At 46.4% G+C, this 18,632-nt stretch carries 17 protein-coding genes; 8 read left to right on the plus strand and 9 right to left on the minus strand.

Translation table 11 applies throughout. From position 1 onward, the window contains the following. Positions 1-21: 21 nt before the first annotated feature. From QUA01_RS04185 to QUA01_RS04200, 4 genes are all read right to left on the minus strand, one after another. Positions 22-2,832 (minus strand): chloride channel protein, encoded by a 2,811-nt coding sequence (locus tag QUA01_RS04185; protein ID WP_333087071.1) that lies wholly within the window; start codon positions 2,830-2,832, stop codon positions 22-24. A 498-nt stretch (positions 2,833-3,330) separates the two neighbouring features. Further along, positions 3,331-4,404, minus strand: coding sequence for a tetratricopeptide repeat protein (locus tag QUA01_RS04190; protein ID WP_333087072.1), 1,074 nt, complete (start codon positions 4,402-4,404; stop codon positions 3,331-3,333). Positions 4,405-5,023: 619 nt separating this feature from the next. Then, positions 5,024-5,980, minus strand: coding sequence for a GDSL-type esterase/lipase family protein (locus QUA01_RS04195; RefSeq protein ID WP_194066490.1), 957 nt, complete (start codon positions 5,978-5,980; stop codon positions 5,024-5,026). 644 nt (positions 5,981-6,624) lie between these two features. Next, entirely contained in the window at positions 6,625-7,920 is a 1,296-nt protein-coding gene (locus tag QUA01_RS04200; protein WP_333087078.1) for a TldD/PmbA family protein, read from the minus strand. Between the two features lie 36 nt (positions 7,921-7,956). Here QUA01_RS04200 and QUA01_RS04205 point away from each other — a divergent pair, with 36 nt between their 5' ends. Further along, complete coding sequence (locus tag QUA01_RS04205; RefSeq protein ID WP_333087079.1) at positions 7,957-8,082, plus strand: hypothetical protein; 126 nt, start codon at positions 7,957-7,959, stop codon at positions 8,080-8,082. A 73-nt stretch (positions 8,083-8,155) separates the two neighbouring features. On the opposite strand, the gene QUA01_RS04210 is transcribed toward QUA01_RS04205, so the two are convergent. Both QUA01_RS04210 and QUA01_RS04215 read right to left on the minus strand, forming a co-directional pair. Continuing rightward, on the minus strand, positions 8,156-9,016 hold the full coding sequence (locus QUA01_RS04210) for a Tab2/Atab2 family RNA-binding protein (RefSeq protein ID WP_333087080.1): 861 nt from the start codon (positions 9,014-9,016) through the stop codon (positions 8,156-8,158). A gap of 69 nt (positions 9,017-9,085) precedes the next feature. Then, positions 9,086-9,295: a hypothetical protein gene (locus QUA01_RS04215; protein ID WP_333087082.1), complete on the minus strand. Its 210-nt coding sequence runs from the start codon at positions 9,293-9,295 to the stop codon at positions 9,086-9,088. On the opposite strand from QUA01_RS04215, the gene QUA01_RS04220 reads away from it, so the two are divergent. After that, positions 9,287-10,066, plus strand: coding sequence for a nucleotidyltransferase domain-containing protein (locus QUA01_RS04220; protein WP_333087084.1), 780 nt, complete (start codon positions 9,287-9,289; stop codon positions 10,064-10,066). The genes QUA01_RS04215 and QUA01_RS04220 overlap by 9 nt on opposite strands. Positions 10,067-10,163: 97 nt before the next feature. Next, the gene (locus QUA01_RS04225; protein WP_333087086.1) at positions 10,164-10,886 is read left to right on the plus strand and encodes a pyridoxine 5'-phosphate synthase; all 723 of its coding nucleotides are present in this window, start codon (positions 10,164-10,166) and stop codon (positions 10,884-10,886) included. Between the two features lie 619 nt (positions 10,887-11,505). Here the strand turns inward: QUA01_RS04225 and QUA01_RS04230 are convergent. After that, on the minus strand, positions 11,506-11,679 hold the full coding sequence (locus tag QUA01_RS04230; RefSeq protein ID WP_194066484.1) for a hypothetical protein: 174 nt from the start codon (positions 11,677-11,679) through the stop codon (positions 11,506-11,508). On the opposite strand from QUA01_RS04230, the gene QUA01_RS04235 reads away from it, so the two are divergent. Further along, entirely contained in the window at positions 11,678-12,472 is a 795-nt protein-coding gene (locus QUA01_RS04235) for a hypothetical protein (protein WP_333087089.1), read from the plus strand. The genes QUA01_RS04230 and QUA01_RS04235 overlap by 2 nt on opposite strands. 93 nt (positions 12,473-12,565) lie before the next feature. Here QUA01_RS04235 and QUA01_RS04240 read toward each other — a convergent pair whose 3' ends face one another. Together QUA01_RS04240 and QUA01_RS04245 are read right to left on the minus strand one after the other, a co-directional pair. Continuing rightward, positions 12,566-13,588 carry a tetratricopeptide repeat protein gene (locus QUA01_RS04240; RefSeq protein WP_333087091.1) on the minus strand — a complete coding sequence of 341 codons (1,023 nt, stop codon included), beginning with the start codon at positions 13,586-13,588 and terminating at the stop codon, positions 12,566-12,568. A 327-nt stretch (positions 13,589-13,915) separates the two neighbouring features. Then, the gene (locus QUA01_RS04245) at positions 13,916-14,278 is read right to left on the minus strand and encodes a hypothetical protein (protein ID WP_333087093.1); all 363 of its coding nucleotides are present in this window, start codon (positions 14,276-14,278) and stop codon (positions 13,916-13,918) included. Positions 14,279-14,678: 400 nt separating this feature from the next. Here QUA01_RS04245 and deoC point away from each other — a divergent pair, with 400 nt between their 5' ends. The 4 genes from deoC (at position 14,679) to QUA01_RS04265 (ending at position 18,625) form a co-directional block, all read left to right on the plus strand. Further along, positions 14,679-15,356 carry a deoxyribose-phosphate aldolase gene (gene deoC, locus QUA01_RS04250; RefSeq protein WP_333087095.1) on the plus strand — a complete coding sequence of 226 codons (678 nt, stop codon included), beginning with the start codon at positions 14,679-14,681 and terminating at the stop codon, positions 15,354-15,356. Positions 15,357-15,507: 151 nt separating this feature from the next. Continuing rightward, positions 15,508-15,873, plus strand: coding sequence for a four helix bundle protein (locus QUA01_RS04255; protein ID WP_333087096.1), 366 nt, complete (start codon positions 15,508-15,510; stop codon positions 15,871-15,873). Positions 15,874-15,964: 91 nt separating this feature from the next. Further along, positions 15,965-16,840, plus strand: a complete 876-nt coding sequence (recO, locus tag QUA01_RS04260; protein WP_333087097.1) for a DNA repair protein RecO — start codon at positions 15,965-15,967, stop codon at positions 16,838-16,840. 213 nt (positions 16,841-17,053) lie between these two features. Then, complete coding sequence (locus QUA01_RS04265; RefSeq protein WP_333087099.1) at positions 17,054-18,625, plus strand: MFS transporter; 1,572 nt, start codon at positions 17,054-17,056, stop codon at positions 18,623-18,625. The last annotated feature ends 7 nt before the right edge of the window (positions 18,626-18,632 follow it).

The following is an 18,632-nucleotide window of genomic DNA, read 5'->3' on the forward strand; positions in this document are numbered from 1 at the left end:
CAACAGCCCGATTACCAATAACTAAGAGGCCGATCGCACTAAAATAACTGTACAGTCGCACCCGCGCGCCACGGCTTCCGGGATGTTCCCGTGAATTACCTGTTTCAGTAGCCCTTCGCGACTCGCTCCTAAGACGATCGCATCGCACTGATCGTTCTGAGCCTGATCGATTAAAGCATCAGAAACCGATGTAGCGCAAACCGCAGTCGCGACTACCGAACACCTAACCCGGCGCTGAATAAACTCCGCAGCTTGCTTTAATTCGTCGCGCGAGGGTTCTGCAACAGAAGGCTGGTGAATTTGACACAATTTAATCTCCGGTACTGAACTCGCAGCCACTAAAGCAGGTAGCAGGCGCAAAGCTGCAGCTTGTTTGTAACCACCGCGAATTGGCACCAGCCAGCGCCGCAAACTCATCAACGTGTGCAGTCCCAATTCTGGCACCGGAATGTCAGAATTTGGTGGCAAAAGTTCTGTTTCAGGAGTCGCTGATGAACTTGATACCGCCAATGTAGAATTTTCTACCTCATCAATTTTTGCGGCATTTAACTGCCATTCTTTAGAGGCATATTCTCCCCCGTCGCTGCTGGTTGAAAACACATCTTTTTGGCTTTTTATTAATAATTGTTTGCTCCATTTCACCAAAACCACCTCGCAACCAGCTTGCCGAATTACGGTATCTACAACATCGCCAAAAATGCGTTCTTTTGTGGATAATTCGCCTTGCCAGCCCATTAAAATTAAGTCTATATGTCGCTCCTTAATTGTCTCCAAAATCGCGTTAGGCACGTCGTGAGCTACCCGGATTTGGGTGTGTACTGGCAAGTTCCAATTGCGAATTATTCGCTCGGCTTGTTGTAGCAGGCGACGGCTTTTTGTAGTCCGCACTGCGCTTTCTGAGGGGGAACTGTTGCGCGGTACGATGATGATTTGCAGGCATTCTAGTTCGTAATTGCGATCGCGCGCAATGGCCGCCGCCAGCCGCAGCAAAGCCGGCGCTGTTTGCGGGTTGGAAAGTGGCACTAACAGCCTGCCGTTGCCGACTTGGGGAGCTTTGGTTTGATACACTACATAGGAAGGTTCTGGATGCGGGCCCTGGGTTGTTTCTCCGCTGAGGCGATCGGATTCAACTCGGATAATGTCGCTGCGGGTAATAATTCCCACCAAATGGCGGCCTTCTACTACCGGCAAACGGCTGAGATGGTAGTAATTGAGCCTGTGCAAAACTTCGCTTAAAGTGTCGGTTGCTTTTACCGTAATTGGCTGTGCTGTCATAAATTCTTTCAGCAGGGAGTTGCCTGAAAAATTGCGATTGCTGGTATTGGCTAAATCGGTTTGGCTGACAATTCCAACTAATTTACCGCCGTCTACTACTGGAAAGCCTCGGTGGTGCGATCGCGAAAAAGCCTGCATCACTTCATCCAAAGTCAGCAGGCTCGACAGAGTTTCAACTCGGCGCTGCATAACGTCGTTTGCGTGCAAGTCACTCAAAGTATTGGTAGCAGCTTTTGCCTGCGTCAGTTGAATGCCACTAAACTCCAAAAGGTGACTGTACAACGAGCCGCTGTCTACCTTTTCTGCGACTAAATAAGCAACAACAGAACAGATCATCAAAGGTAGCACTAATTTGAAATCCGCCGTAATTTCAAATACAATTACTACCGCAGTAATCGGCGCTCTCGAAACCGCGCAAAAAAACGCTCCCATTCCCGCCAAAGCATAGGTTGTCGGCAAACCGACACCAAGGGAATTTTCTTGCAAAATTCCCACAAGCTGACCTAGGGCAGAACCCATAACTAAGGAAGGAGAAAACAATCCTCCCGGAGCTCCAGAAGCAGCGGAAATAATTGTCAGAAAAAAATGAGCTGCTAAAGCAGTTAAACTCGTTGTAATGTTGGCTTCTCCGGTCAGTAAAAACTCCCGCAATCCTGTATTGTTGCGAAAAGTTTCTGGCAGAAAAGCTATTACTGAACCGCAGATTAGACCAGCTAGAGCAATTCGCACGGGCAAGGACAATTTGAGGGTTCGCTTGTTGAAATTTAAGCTGGCAATAATCCCTTTACTAAACAAAGCTCCGAAAATGCCGGCTAAAACTCCTAACAGTATGAAAAACGGAATTTCGGAAATTTGAAAACTTATTGGGTACTCGCGCAGGTTCAAGTTTAAACTATCGCCGCCCAAAAGTTGTGAGACAACTGCACCAATAAATGAAGCGATAATTGCAGTCCCTAATGTCAATCCCGAAACATCCTGCAAAAGTTCTTCAACTACAAACAAAACTCCCGCAATAGGAGCATTGAAACCCGCTGCTAATCCCGCCGCTGCACCGCAAGCAATCAATTGTCGGCGGTAGTCTGGGGAAGTAGGCATTAAGTGACCGATCCAGCCTGCTAAAGATGCTCCTATTTGTACGGTGGGACCTTGTCTTCCTAAAGATAAACCGGAACCAACTGCTAAAATAGTGGTGAGAAGTTTGGCGACAGCTACTCGCAAATCTAAGGCAAGATTGACACCGCCGAGAGCAGCTTTGACGTGAGGAATGCCGCTACCGGCAGTTTCGGGAGCTAAACGTTCTACCAACAAACCTGTTAGGAAACCGCCCACTAATCCGACGCTGGGGAGTAATATCCAAACTGGAATTAATGTGGAGCTAGCTACTCGCCAACTGCCGAGCCATCCGACTCCAGATTTGAGCAAAACGCCTGCGATTCCGGCAACTAAGCCAATCAAGCAAGCTTCAAAAATAGCGAGCCTTCTCGGTTTTAAAAATAGTTGAGATTTGACGATCCGGGAAGGTTCCCTAAATTGTTTAGGGATAGTAATGTACGGCATAAATAGCGTTTATTGCCTGCAAATTTCCTGCTCGGTTAGAGTTTAGCAAGAAATTGCTTGGTTTGGGAAAATGCCAGAAATTTAATCTCGAATTTACTATTTGTGCGATCGCCCTTATTTCGCTTTCCAATTTTCGCTCTTTCCACATTATTTAGATTTATTTAATACCATTTTGCAAAATAAGTGCTAAGTGTGACCCACCCACAACCGCTCCTTATTAAGGGCGGGCTAGAACTTTATCCCTAGCAAATCTTTAGAAAAATGCTGTAAGGGATACAAGGCTCGATCGCCCTTTAGGTAAGTTCCTAGGGGCGATCGCGCTTTCCCAGCAGTTGAAAAGAGGATTAAGTCGTTGCAAGTTGAACGATCGCACTCTTATTGAGCTTCTGTCCGGTTAAACAAGCCACAAGCATAATTTTGTCGGGCTGGTGCGCGCATATTTCTAACATCAAAGTTGTGAACTTGCATAACCGGCACCCGCCCCGGAGTTATATCAATTTATTGGATTCTTCTAATGATGTTTAATGTTTTTTCGTAGCTATCTGTGTTTCCTTGTTGCTGATACAAGTTGGCGGCTTTTTGAAAATCTTGTATCGCACCAGGCTTGTCTCCTAAGTCATAGCGGATAACTCCCCGATTGTAGTAAGCACGAGCATTGTTGGGGTTAATTTTCACGGCTTGGCTGTAATCTTCGATCGCACCCTGCTTGTCTCCTAAGATCGATCGGGTAACGCCCCGATTGTAGTAGGTATTATCATTGTTGGGATCAATTTTTAAGGATCGATCGTAATCGGCGATCGCACCCTGCTTGTCTCCCAAGTCATCGCGAGCATTACCCCGATTTGTGTAAGCAGGCGCATAGTTGGGGTTAATTTTCAAGGCTTCGTTGAAATCGGTGAGAGCAGCCTGCTTGTCTCCTAATATATAGCGAGCATTACCCCGCTCGTTGTAGGCTAACGCATCGTTGGGGTTAATTTTCAGGGCTGCGGTGTAATCGGCGATCGCACCTTGATTGTCTCCTAACCTCGATCGGATAACACCCCGATGGTAGTAGGCCGAGCCATTGTTGGGGTTAATTTTCAGGGCTGCGGTGTAATCGGCGATCGCACCTTCATAGTCTCTTAACCTCGCTCGGGTAACACCTCGGTTGTAGTAGGCCGAGACATTATTGGGGTCAATTTTTAGGGCTCGATCGTAATCGGCGATCGCACCCTGTCTGTCTCCTGAGTCATCGCGGGCATTACCCCGACCAACGTAGGCCTCAACATAATTAGCATTAAGCTTAATTGCTCCATCGTAAGCCTCTATAGCACCTTGAAAATCTCCTTTGTTGTAATTCTCCTCACCCTGATTATACAAATCCTCGGCTGTGGGTTCTGCCGCCACAAGCTCCCTCGCAACCTCAACTCCCAAATCCACCTTTGCTGAAGCCAACAATTTGAAATTTGAATTAATCGAAATCCCCCTTAAAATTGGATTATTTTTCGCATAACTAGGTTGACAATCGATCAAACTTGCGGTACTCGAAACAACTAATCCCGTCAACAATCCGGTCAATATTTGGCAATTCATAGTAATCTCCACACTTTTATAATTTTAAACAACTATTTTGACATCAATCTGCGGTTTATTTACCCGATCGCCTCCACCAACCTTTTCAAATCCGGCATTTCTAAAATTGCGCGCTGAAATCGAGTTCGCGACCCGACAGCAATTATCTCAAGACTGGCAATATGCCGCTTTCCCAATAGATGAGAGTGCCGCAACAGTCAAAACTCACAACTTCAAATTGATTAAAATCCAACATTTGTCATTGCTCCTATTGTATCGAAAACGATCCGCTCCGTCTAGAAACCGGATTTTTATATCGTGTCCGATCCATTAATATCAAATCCGGTAGCATCGGAATTACAAAATCGAGTCAGATCAAATCCGCGCTTCATACTTCTGTATTCATCTCTCTCTCTTGTCTTCCTCTGTGTTCTCTGCGCCCTAGCACCGGTTAAATCACCTGACGATGTTACCGGAAACGAACCGATAGCGCGCGCAGATTTCAATCTGCTCTTAAACCGAGGACTCCAAAACCCCCTACAACCGGACATAACATTACAGAAATTAAAAATTATAAACCCCTATTTCGCCAACAAAGCCGCTTTCCGAGCGCCAATTCCTAAGTCCTATTTATCTTGTTTTACGGTTGATATTCTGCAAAAATTTCAATTTTACCGACAATGTTGCGATTGAATTGCGCCAACTCTTCAGCAGGAATCCAATACTCTTGATGGCTCGAACTCCCGACAGTTTGCACGGGATATTTGTTTAAGAAATCAGCCAAAACTCGAAACTTAGTTACATAGCCAAAATATCCAGATGCTGCATCTTTAGTATTCCAATCTCGCGCAATTTGCATCGCGTAATCTTTTTGTAGTACGGGATAAAAAATAGGTTGAAAAGACAGCCGTGGCGGAAATGCCAAAAAATCGCTTTCTTTGATTAATTCCATTTCTTTTTTGCCGACGGCTCTAAACAGAGTTACTGTCTCTCGCTCTGACACAGTGATATTTTTAAACCAATCTTTCCAACTCTCCCAATTGTGAATAATTCTAGCCAATTCCGCATAACCGACAGCACGGGGATGGGAATCGTCATTTTGGGCAAGTTCTTGCAGCCAAATTTCTGATTTCTGGAGCGGGGTACAAATATCTAAATAAGGTACGTTTAACTCGCTGCAAACTTGGGAAAACTCTTGGGATAAATGAGCTATTCTGATTGTGCGATCGACATCAATAACTGGCGGCGGTCCAATCATTAAAACTGGTACTGTTTCTTGGGCAGATTTGAGAATATGGCGCAGGTTTTCAATAGATTTTTCTAGTGCGACGCGAGTTTTGCCATTTTCAAAGTGAGTGTCGTTAACGCCAAAGGAAAAAACTATTCTACCATCGCAGTAGTGAGGTAAGCGGCAAGAAACTTCGTTGAACCAGCGAGTTTCTATATCGGTACTGGTTTCTCCCCGCACTCCTAAATTATAGTAGGTGATATCGTGTCCTTGCTTGCAAACTGCTGAGCAAATTCGTCCTGTCCAACCTAAACATTTTGGATCGCAAGTACCGTTTACGAAAGAATCGCCGATAAAACAAATACGCATAAAAATTTGAGATTTTTGATAGTGCGGGATTTAGCCGGAACTTCTACCGACAAGATTCTATAGTTCCTCGATTGATATTTCAACCGCAGATGAAAGGCAGATGAAAGGCAGATGCAACAAAGATGCTTTTCCGATAATTTGTGAGTTATCTGTCGGGTGCGCGGCCTTTCCAGCTTACCAGTTGTAGCAAGAGACAATTGGGCTGGGGAGTTGATAATTTACTACGCTATAATTGGATTGTCATCTCGTTTGCTGCTGCATCAATGTTATTCAATAGTCTTCTCTAACAATTATTGTGAATCTGGCACGGAAAGTCTGTTCAAGATTTGCTTTTCGAGGAGATGTTTAATCGTTTGGGCTGTGCGTGATAGTCTATAGTCTCATAGTTAGGATTTGAATTATAGCCTTTTTTCCTCTCATATGAGGTACTGTGCGGCATAGGCCAAACCGGGCGTACCTCATTACGCTTGATAACCGCTATAGGAGTTACGTATCAATATCAAAGAAGCCGGGTTTTTCACAGATATTAAAGGCTGTGATGCACTATTTTATCCAAAAACCCGGTTTTTTGCCGCCGATGCGTAATTCCTGTGAATATTTGTCGCTTTCGGGTGCCCGGAGAGAGTTGGATTACCGATTACCGATTAGTTTTTGCCGGTGACGGACAATCCTTCTACAATTACAGATGGTGTGTGGCAAGAACCGTTCCACTCGGAGTCTCCTCCTAATTCTACTAATTGTTTGAGGACGCTGTAGACGTTGCCGGCTACCATTGTGTCTTTGATTCTGCCTACTATTTGACCTTTTTTGACTCGGTAGCCGAGATCGACGTTAATGGAAAAGTCGCCGGAAATTCCGGCACTGCCACCTAGGGTTTGATCGACTACAATTCCGTCGTCTAATTTAGCGATTAAATCGATTAATGAAAGGGAACCTGGTTTAATTAAAACATTAAACAAACTCGGTGTGGGATAGCTGCCCAAACCAGGGCGAAATCCGTTGCCGGTGGTGCCGCTTCCCAGGGCTCGACCGGTGGTGCGATCGGTATAAAATAGCTGCAATACTCCGCTGTCGATCAAGACGATCGCGCGAGTGGGAGTGCCTTCGTCATCAAAAGGACAGCTATAGGGCCCGATATCCGGCTGCTGCCAGAGGGTGACAAGGGGCGATGTCACTTGTTGGCCTAGTCGATCGCTCCAAGGCGAAGCGCCTTCTAGTACCTGTTTGCCATTCAATGCCGCACAGAGAGTCCCCCACAGCAAATCGGCGGCTTTGGCTGTAAACAGCACCGGCACGCGCCCGGTGGCGGGGGCAACATTATCTTTCGCCCATTCCAACCGCTGCAAAACCCGCTGGGCGCTAGTGTTTAAGTCGAGGGTACCGCGTTCGGTTTCGCCTTCCCAAATGTTGAGGAAATCTTCGCCCCGCACTAATTCTGCTGACAAGTAACCGCTGAGGGTGGTGTCGGTGTGGCTGCAATCCAAGCCTAGTGTGTTCAGCAAGCGGGTGCTTTCGATTTCGCAGTCGAGTTCGGCGGTGCAGAGGCTTTCGGGATAAGCTTGGCGGACGATCGCGATCGCCTCTTTTCCCCAGTTTACTAGCTGTTCGGCCGGCACCGACACTCCGAGATCGGGATAAACAACTTTTTCCCCGGTGCCGAGTTCGATGGTTTCCGGTTCGTTTAGTTGCGAAAGCGCGATCGCCCGATCGACCAAAATCTGCAGTTCCACGGGCCCGTAGGCCACCGCCAAACCAGGCCGCCCGTCCCGCCACAGCCGCAGAGCAATACCTTCTGCTTGGGCGGTTTCTAGCTGTTTGAGGCGGTTTGCTTCAAAAAATACCGGCCGCGAGAGCGATTGCGATTCCAATACCTCAGCAGCTTCGGCACCTGCTTTGGTTGCTAATTCTAGCAGTTGTTCTGCTGATTGGTGATTGGTCATTTTTGTAGTTGGTAGTTGGCAGTTGGCAGTTGGTAGTTGGTAGTTGGCAGTTGGCAGTTGGCAGTTGGTAGTTGGCAGTTGGTAGTTGGCAGTTGGCAGTTGGTAGTTGGCAGTTGGTTGTTGGCAGTTGGCAGTTGGCAGTTGACAGTTGGCATTAGCTAATAACAACTAACAACTAACTACTAACAACTAACAACTAACCACTAACCACTAACCACTAACAATTAACAACTCACTAAATACTTAGTTCGTGCAGCAGCCAAAATCCGGCGAAGGATTCCGATTGTGGATTCGACTGAATTGCTAAAAAATGTACTTTTCTTGCTTGTTTTTTCGCTGCTTCAAATCCTTTTGCTTCTCTCTCAGTTGCTGCGTCTCTGAGATTAGCTAAAATCCAGCGATCGTTAGCTCCCGTATCTAACACCAGCCTAGCTGGCGGGCCGCTCTCAAATTTGATAAAAGCCAACTCCAAACCCGACATCCAACCAGCCAAAGCTGTTGCTCTCGACGAATAGACGATCAGCCCTGGAATTTGCGTTTCAGGCGGCAGCTTTGTCATCGGTAGCCCGAAAGCTTCGCCAAATCCGATATCCCACTCGGACATTTCATCAAAAGCTGCGATCGGCAAACTCACAAACGCCCATTTTTCGCCGATTAAAGCGTCCGGCAGCGCCACGGGCGTTTCGGGTACAAATTGAACGCTCGGGTTCGGAGCGGCTTGATAGCCCGGTTCGGCGGGATAAACGTTTTGCATCCGTTCTTCCAGCCACAGGTTGAGGGCGAGGGTGCGGCGGCTGGAGGCTGCGGGAATGTCCAACTCCTCACAGGCTTTGGTAATCATGTTCGCCATTTGGCGGCGGAAAAAGCGGATTTTTTCGGGGCGTTTCGGTGCAGAGGCGATCGCATCTTTAATCGCGCCAGCCAGCCACAGGGAATTCACGGTTGTACTCGGGCAAAACTGCGAGTAGCGAAACAGAGATTCTGCCTTGTCGCTTACATTCAGCGGGCTTTCGCAAATCAACACTTCCCATTTCTTTTTTCCTCGCTCGTCTATAATTGGACGGCTGTAAAAGTCAAGTTCCCAAATAGTAGCCATGCCGCGCTGTTAAAAATTAATCCTTTCTCATACTACCCGACAGCGGTCTCGTTTCTGATGAGCGATAATTTAAGACTGATTTTCTCGCAGCGGGCGATCGTAACTTTCCCAAAAATTGCCACTCTCGCTTGCAGCTTCCCCTATAATTTTCCGCAGCACACAATCGGACACATTAGCAATGTCTAGCACAACTATGCCACAGCAATCTCCACCCGCAATATTTGTTAAACTTGTGGAACCAGGGTCAAACCAACAGTATAGCTTGATTCCATGAGACAAATCATTCTCGAAAAGATTGTTTCCACCTTACAACCTTTAGATTTTGTTTTAGCTTTGTGGCAAGGAGGTTCAGCAGCCCACGGATACACGGACGAATGGTCAGACATCGACATTGCAGTTGTCGTTGCAGATAACTGCGTCGAAGAAACCTTTGAAATTGTCGAAAAAGCCCTCGCACAAATTAGCGAAATCGAACTCAAATATCGAGTTCCAGAACCCGCTTGGCATGGTCAATCGCAGTGCTTCTGGCGGCTAAAAGAAACCCCGCAATTCTTGCTAATTGATTTTGCCATTTTCCGGCGCAGCAGCCGCAACAACTTTCTCGAAATCGAGAGACACGGAAAAGTCCCGATCGCCTTTGACAAAGCCAATCTAATTGTACCCGCTCATTTGGATACAAACCAGCATTTTGCCCAAATGCAAATTCGCTTCAACGAAATAAAAAATCGTTTTAATTTGCTGCAACCTCTAGTAAAAAAAGAGATTTATCGCGGACACATAGTAGAGGCGATTGGCAACTATCACAATTGGACGCTTCTACCCTTAGTTGAACTGTTGGGCATGATTTATCGTCCCCACAGATACGACTTTCAACTCAAATATTTTAGCCGAGATTTTCCGTCCCAAATAGTCGATCGCACCGCACCCCTTTTCTGCATCACAAATCTTGAAGATTTAGCAGCAAAACACCAAACAGCAGAGGCTATTTTTGCCGAAACCTTACCGCTTGCAGAAAATCTGATTCATAACCATCCAAATCAACCCAATTAAAAGCCGTCCAAAAAATCAATTCGCCTGCATCAGCGTTCATTAGCGTTCATCAGCGGTTAAAATTAAAAATCAACAAACATCCGCAACTTCCAATCCCATGACAAAACTCAGCGTGAACATCAACAGAATCGCCCTCCTGAGAAACTCTCGAAACATCGGCATTCCCAGCGTTACCGAAGCTGCAAAAACAGTAATTGCCGCCGGAGCCCACGGCGTTACAGTCCATCCCCGCCCCGACGAAAGACACATCAAAGCTGCCGATGTTTACGACTTAGCCAAAATGCTAACTGTCGAGTTCAACATCGAAGGAAATCCGTTTCAGCCGCCCTTTATGGATATACTTTGCGATGTCAAACCGGCTCAGTGTACCTTGGTGCCGGACGCTCCCGACGTGCTAACATCCGATAGCGGCTGGAATATTCCCGAAAATCGCGATCGGCTTTTACCAATTATTGAAAAATTAAAAAATAACGGCATCAGAGTCAGCTTGTTTATGGATGCAGATCCTGCTCTCATGCCCCTAGCAAAAGAAGTTGGAGCCGATCGCGTAGAACTATACACGGAACCCTATGCAACTGCTTTTCGCGAAGGTAAAGTAGAATCTGTTTTGCAACAATATGCCTTGGCAGCTAAAGCAGCTCAATCAGTAGGTTTGGGAGTGAATGCCGGACACGATTTAAATTTGCAAAATTTAGCTGAATTTTGCTCAATTCCTGATATCCTAGAAGTATCAATCGGTCACGCTTTAATTGCGGAAGCGCTAGAAATGGGATTATCCAATACAGTGCAAGCTTACCTCAAAATCCTTTCTGATTCGTAGTAGAAGTAAACCTCGCGTGGCAGAGAGCGGGTTCTATATAATTCGTTGCGTTTGTGTTAAATATTGCGGCTTGCCGCACCCTAAAAATTCTGGTTTTTAGCTCGCGCCACACGCGCTTAAGGTTCGTAGTGCGGACTAAACTTCGCAACATAAAAGCGGACTTTAGTCCGCATTACAAACCGTGTTTGTGATAGTAATCGATCGGACATGATATGATATCAAATCCTCTTTTCATCGGAATAGTAAATTCACTGTTGACTGTTGACTGTTAACGGTTAACGGTTAACGGTTAACCGTTAACATCATGAGGAGTGCAACCGGAATTGATATGACAAGCAAATTATGTTGTTTGGGGTTAGTAAGGCGCACTGTGCAAGCCGTAAAAGCCGATCGCCCTCGCAGCAGTTAACAGTAGAGGCTGTAACCCCCGCTGGGTTAAGGGCCGTTTTCTGGCAGTAAAGCCTCTCTTGGAACCCAGACACCGCCTTTTTTTGATGGTTGGCATTTTTTGAGCAAGTTTTTGGGAAAAAGCTTGAATTTTTATTGGCCAAATTCCTAGGACGATCCGATGATATTATGGGTAGGGAATATGGTGGAAATGTCCGATCGACCAAGGCTACTATTTAGCTTCGGCAGGGCCATCTGCTACCGCGAATTTTTGTGAAATTACGAAATATTTAGCTGTATCCTCTATGCTGATGACGCCGATCGCGCGATCGGCAAATTTAATCCGGTGCAAACAGCACCACACAAGTAAACATATACAACTGATTACCCCTGGCAAGCGTGACATGAAAAAACTAATTTTACTGACTGGAATGCTACTAATGATGACGGCAAAATCAGTATTTGCCAGCCCTGTAGCCCCAAAAATTGCACCGGGCGATCGGATGGGCGCCTCGGAAATTACAGAAACCGTTAACCAACCCGCTACTTCTACCTTTGTTGCCAACGTAGAACCGATCGATCCCATGCCAGCTACATCTGACTCAGTTGCGAAGATAGAGCCGATCGAGCGAATGTCAACCTCACAAATTCGAGCCACCATCAACCAACCAACCACCTATATTTTTGAAGGCATCAAAGGACGAGAACTCACACTCTCGCTGTGGGCGGGACAACTGACAGCCGAACTCTACAGCCCCAACGGCGAGAATCTGGGAGTTATTGAAAAAAGCGACAATCAGTGGATCGGCCAGTTACCAGACTCGGGAATCTACCGCCTGCGACTCACCCCGAAAGGTGAAACCAGCAGCTTTGTAATCGGACGCGACTTTAACGCCAAGTGGACTTACAGGCCCGATCGCGCAATGCCCATCGCATTCGGAGAAAAAGAAGCCACAGTCAAACTCAAAATGTCCGGCTACCAAATCCAGCCCCTCACAGTTCCAGGAAAACAGGGACAGACAATTAGGGTGAGTGCTAACAGCAAAAATCTCGGTGTGGCGATCGAATCTCCGTCGGGACAACTCCTAGATCAAGGCGAAGGTCAAACTTTTGCTGAACTTCCCGAATCCGGCATTTACAAAGTGCTAGTAGTTGCGAAAAGACCAGTCAAGCCCTCCATCAAAGTTTCTGTACGTTAGATCGAGATGGCAAAAAACTCTCTGTGGGCGATCGAATTTCCGTCGCCCGGCCACAAAAGCTCGCCCCACCGGCGAGCTATTTTTTATTTAAAACTAACCTCGGATCAGCGCTGCAAAACGTTCTTGTTTCCAAATGCAGCTTAAATCCGAATCAGCCAAAGCTAGTTCTCGGTATAAATTAGGAATAAACTCCACAGCCCGCTGCAAATTGTCAAGGGCTAAATCAACAAATCCCAGTAGAGCATAACAACAAGCTTTATTGTAAAAAGCATTAGCAAAATCAGGATTAATTTCTAAGACTGTTTCGTAGCAAGCAATTGCCTCCGAGTAGGAGCCTTTTCGCGTTAATTCCACACCCCGGTTGTACCAAATCAAATAATCCTCAAAACCACACTCTGATGTGGGAGTGAACTTACTATTTTTATGATTGAAACCGACTAATTTCGCTAAAGCGACTCTCCGTTCGCCCACAGCTTCAGTTCCGCCCGGTTTCAGAGCGATCGATCGGCTAAAACTAGCCACTGCTTGTTTGTAAAGTCCCATTGAGTTAGCAGCTAGACCGCGATTGTACCAAGCATTCGCATCGTCTGGGTTAAATTCGATCGCGCGATCGAAACTGTTGAGCGCCTGATAGTAAAGCTTGAGTTCCAACAAAGCATTACCTCGGTTGTACCACGCCCCAGCAACCTCTGGCTCCAAACTTAAAGAGCGATCGAAACTCAGAACCGCCTTATGGAAAAGCCCCATATCGATCAGCGTCAATCCTCGGTTGTGCCAAATACTCGCCGAACAGGGATTGAACTCCAGAGCCCTGTCAAAACTGTTGAGTGCCTCCCAAGGGCGGTGCAACTTTCCTAAAGCAATAGCTCGGTTGTGCCAGCCAAAACTCGCATTCGGCTGCAGCGCCAAAGCCTCATCAAAACTTTTCAAGGCCTCTAAGTGCCGTTCTAAGTTGCCCAAAGCCATGCCTCGCCCGAACCAAGCCTGATAATGATCCGATTGCAACTTCAAAGCTCTGTTAAAGTTAGCCAGAGCACCATCGCGATCGTTAGCTTCGAGGAGGCGCGAACCCAAATGATAATACCAAGCCGCTTCCAAGTTTTGGATTAAGTTCATAATATTTGCATCTATCTTAAGAATGATTTTACACAAACAATCTGCAGAGTTAAACTGTAATTCCACTAAAACTTGGAAAATTTTGATACAAGGCGATCGCCCGTACAAACCGCCCGTAACAACCTCAACTATTTGCGATCGAAACTAACTACTTTCCCAAGACGAAAAGCTCTTTTAGCTAACCACACTCATCGCTGGTTGGAGCTGCTGCGAATCTGAAATCTGCGCGAGTCAAACAACTATTACCGCATCGCGAATTAGGGAAAGCAGTTACAGAAATAGTGAAAATTCCACAGTGCTGGCGGCTCCAACCTCTGCTTGCCAAATTCAAGCAAGCACAACCGCTGTTTGAGCAGTCTCGCTCAACAACAACCTGCCAGCAGCATCAATACTAAAATCCTTCCCCAGCACAAAACCCTTGCCCATCAACCGCTGACAAACTATCAGCGCCGTGATCCGGCGAATTTCTTCCATCACGTCAGCAGGAATCAAATAAGTCAAACTCCAGATCACCGACTCGCAGTCAGACCAAATCAAACGTTCAATACTGACAATCATCAAAGCAGCAACACTTTCAACAGAAATCCGCTCTCTGAGATCGGCAATCAAATCTTTACCAATTAAGCTATTGCGAGTCATCATCGCCCTAGCCATCTTCCCAATTTCTTGTTCGAGTTCTAAATGATTCATGCTTAGCATTGGCTGTTAAGTTTTTAAAGCACTACTCAGAGTAAAAACAGTGACTGCGATCGGGCTCATCCAGACGGCGTGGCTGACGCAGGCTCTACTGCAACTCCATTTAACAAAGTATACCTAAAGAAAGATTAAAAATGTATCTAAAGGCAGATACTAAAATTTATTTTATTGTAATAAATAGAGCAACTAATTCCCAAAACATTTGTTACGAGCAGCGAATTGAGTATTTGTGCTCGATCGAGTCTGCCCCGCAAGTCGATCGATTTTAGATTGAAAAATTGAAGAAACTGACCTCACGGATGAATCCGGTGGCTTGTACCTGGGCTGATGAAGGTCAAGGATTGGTAAATTGGCTACATAATAAGGAAGTAGTTACTTAGGATAAATAACAATAATGGCTGCAAACCAGTCAGACATCGATATTGCCCCCTTGATTGACTACGGCCTGATCGACCCGACTGCGACGCCAGAGCAAGTAGAACACTTTTGCCAACAAGCAGATAGATTTGGCTTTGTGACAGTGTGCGTCTATCCATCCTACGTCCGACAAGCTGTTGAGCTACTGCACGACAAACGCCCAAAAGTTTGTACTGTGATCGGTTTTCCCACGGGTGCTTCTACTTCAACGGTGAAACTTTATGAAGCTCTAGAAGCCGCAGATAATGGAGCTGTAGAGTTAGATGTATCTGTTAATTTAGGATTATTAAAAGCTGGAAGAATGGATGAATTCCATCGGGAATTAGCCCAAATTTGCGAAGAAACTAATCTCACCATCAAAGCAATTATCGAAAGTTCGCTGCTTTCTGATGCGGAAAAACAGTTAGCGGCTGAAATTTGTATGGAAGCTGGTGTGGCTTATATCAAAACTAACACTGGCTTTTTTGGGGCGGCGACAGTTGACGATGTGCGACTGCTAAAGGAAGTTACTAAGGGACGGATTGGGATTAAAGCGGCCGGAGGAATTCGTACTCACGAACAAGCTATAGATTTGGTAGTAGCTGGTGCTACTCGTTTGGGGACTTCTCGTGGCCCGGAATTACTCCGCCAGCGCGATAATTTGGATAATCGTTAACTGTTGACTGTTGACTGTTGACTGTTGACTGTTGACTGTTGACTGTTGACTGTTGACTGTTGACTGTTGGCTGTTGGCTGTTGACTGTTGACTGTTGACTGTTGACTGTTGATTTGTATTTATTGGTGATTAATTGTTTAAAGGAGTTAATATGGAGAACTTCCAACAGTTACAAGTATATCAATTAGCCGAAAAAATATCAAACGAAATATGGTTTATTGTTAAGAAATGGGACTACTTTACGAAAGATACGATGGGCAAACAAATCGTGAGATCCGCTGATAGTGTTGGTGCTAACATTGCAGAAGGACATGGACGCAGTAGTTATCAAGATAATCAGCGTTTCGTGAAAATTGCCCGAGGTTCATTAAATGAAACAAGACACTGGTTAAGACTTGCCTATGCTCGTAATCTTTTAACTCAAGAAGAGAGCGATCGATTGCATCCGTTATTGAATGAATTTTCACCAAAACTTAATGCCTATCTTAACTCACTAAAACAAAAAGCTAAAGGTTAACAGCCAACAGTCAACAGTCAACAGTCAACAGTTAACAGCCAACAGCCAACCACCAACAGCCAACAGTTAACAGCCAACAGTCAACTAACAAATGAATCGAACTTACAAAGCAACTGGAATCAATCTTAAGAGTGCACCGATCGGCGAATCCGATCGCCTGCTGACAGTTTTGACACGGGAATTCGGCTTAATTCGAGCTGTAGCGCCCGGTGTTCGCAAACAGCGATCGAGCATTGGCGGTAGAAGCGAGTTATTTGTCGTCAACGAATTGCTAATTGCTAAAGGCCGATCGCTCGACAAAATTACCCAAGCGTCCACCGTCGAATCCTATCCGGGTTTGAGCCGCAACTTGGGAAAACTCGCAGCCGCACAATATCTGGCCGAATTGGCGATCGCCAGCGCCCTTTCCGACGAGCCCCAAGAAGACCTCTTCTTTTTGCTGGGCGAACACTTAAGCCGTTTGGAGCGTTTGTCCGATCGCACCGAAATCCAATCCGCCGCCGTCCTCATCGCCCACCTCGCCCAAGGTATTTTTCACTTGCTCGCCCTAGCAGGCCTCGCGCCCCAAGTCCAAGTCTGCGGCACCACCAGACAACCGATCGCCCCCAATTTCAGCGATCCGAACTGGCAAACCGGCTTTAGTATACCCTCTGGGGGAACCTTTAGCTTGCCAGAATTAGCTAACTTAGAAGCTGAACTATCCTCTGAAATTGGCAGCTCCTACAGAGTCGCTTCCCGTTCCCGGCCAACCAGCGACAGCAAGCACTTGACAAACTTCCATATAAATGCTAAGGAATTAGCAGCACTGCAACTGTTGGGTAGTGCAGAACTAGAAGAGGGGATTGCCGATCGCGCAGCTTGGGTATCTGTCGAAAATATTTTGCGACAGTATGCCCAGTATCATTTAGGTTGCACGATTCGATCGGGAAGCTCGATCGACACTTACTTAGAGAATTTTGAGTTTTAAATTTTAGGTTAAAGAAGTGAACGGGCGATCGTACAGCACCCCGAGCCGGCGGGATATCCGAACCTGTCGGCAATTTCAGGTAAATTTCCAACATTCTCGCAACATTAGATAATAGATCAAGTTATAAATTATTAAATTTAGGAGCTAAAAAACTCAATTTGAACTTCACATCCCCAACCTTGAACCATCCCCAGCGAGCCACCCCCCAATCCTATGATGCGACTGTCCGATTCTGATTTGAGAACATCTATTTTAGCTGCGACCAACCACAAGATGGAAGAACGAGAAAATTGTCCAGATTTTCAGTCTGAGCCTGTTTTGGCCGATCGACAATGGAGCAACGCCCAACACCCAGCAATGGATAAATATCTGACAAATCCAGAAACAGACGCGAGCACAAGTAACGGCCAACCACCCGCAGCAATCCCCCCGCAGCCAACAGCAGAGCCAGCAGCAGAAATATCCGAAACAGTTAGCGAAACTCCCGAAAAAGGCACAGGATTTTTACCAGTCATCAAAAACCGCAATTTTCTAGCACTGTGGAGCGGACAAATATTCTCCCAACTAGCAGATAAAGTTTATCTCGTACTGACGATCGCCCTCGTAGCCAGCCGGTTTCAAGCGCCCGATCAAAGCATCAGCAGATGGGTATCAGCAATCATGATCGCCTTTACCATACCCGCAGTGCTGTTCGGTGCCGCTGCAGGCGTGTATGTCGATCGCTGGCCGAAAAAAGCCGTGCTCGTAGCCACAAACCTGCTGCGGGGAGGCTTCGTACTAGCATTACCCCTGCTGCTGTGGCTCTCAGACGGTTTTGAAATCGGTCAACTGCCGCTCGGATTCTGCTTGCTGCTGCTAGTAACATTCCTAGTTTCGACCCTAACTCAATTTTTCGCCCCAGCAGAACAGTCAGTGATTCCGCTAATTGTGGAACGCCGCCACCTGCTATCGGCAAACTCCCTCTACACCACCACCATGATGGGTTCGGTGATTATTGGCTTTGCCGTCGGAGAACCCTTACTAGCCTTAGCCGACACCCTATTCACCAACCTCGGCGGCGGAATCGGCATCGGCAAAGAAATAGTAGTAGGCGGAAGTTACGCCTTCGCCGGAGTGCTGTTGCTGTTGATGAAAACAGGCGAAAAAAACGAAGTCGAACATGAACCGCCACACCCCCTAGCAGATTTAAAAGACGGCCTGCGTTACATCAACGATCAACCGAAAGTCCGCAATGCTTTAATTCAACTAATTATTTTATTTTCGATTTTTGCAGCCTTGGCAGTTCTAGCGGTGCGACTGGCAGAAATGCTGCCCGGTATGAAAGCGTCGCAATTTGGCTTTTTGCTGGCTGCGGTGGGCGTGGGGATGGCTGTTGGGGCGACGACTGTCGGCTATCTCGGTCACAAACTTTCTCATTCCCAACTGAGTTTAATCGGATCGGTTGGGATGGCACTTGCTCTGCTGGGCCTTTCTGCATTTACACACCATTTGTGGATCTCGGTGCTTTTTATTACCATGTTGGGTTTATTTGCCTCATTGGTAGGAGTGCCGATGCAGACGACAATTCAATCAGAAACCCCAGAAGAAATGCGGGGAAAAGTCTTCGGTCTGCAAAATAATGCCACTAATATCGCTTTGAGTTTACCATTAGCTTTGGCGGGAGTAGCGGAAACATTTCTGGGTTTACCTGCTGTGTTTTTGGCTTTGGCTGGATTGGCGATCGCTGGCGGTGTCTTAACCTGGTATATTTTCCGTAGCACTAATAGCAAAGTCGATCGAATCTAAAAAATAA

Source organism: Microcoleus sp. S36a_B3 (assembly GCF_036700745.1).
GTDB lineage: Bacteria > Cyanobacteriota > Cyanobacteriia > Cyanobacteriales > Microcoleaceae > Microcoleus.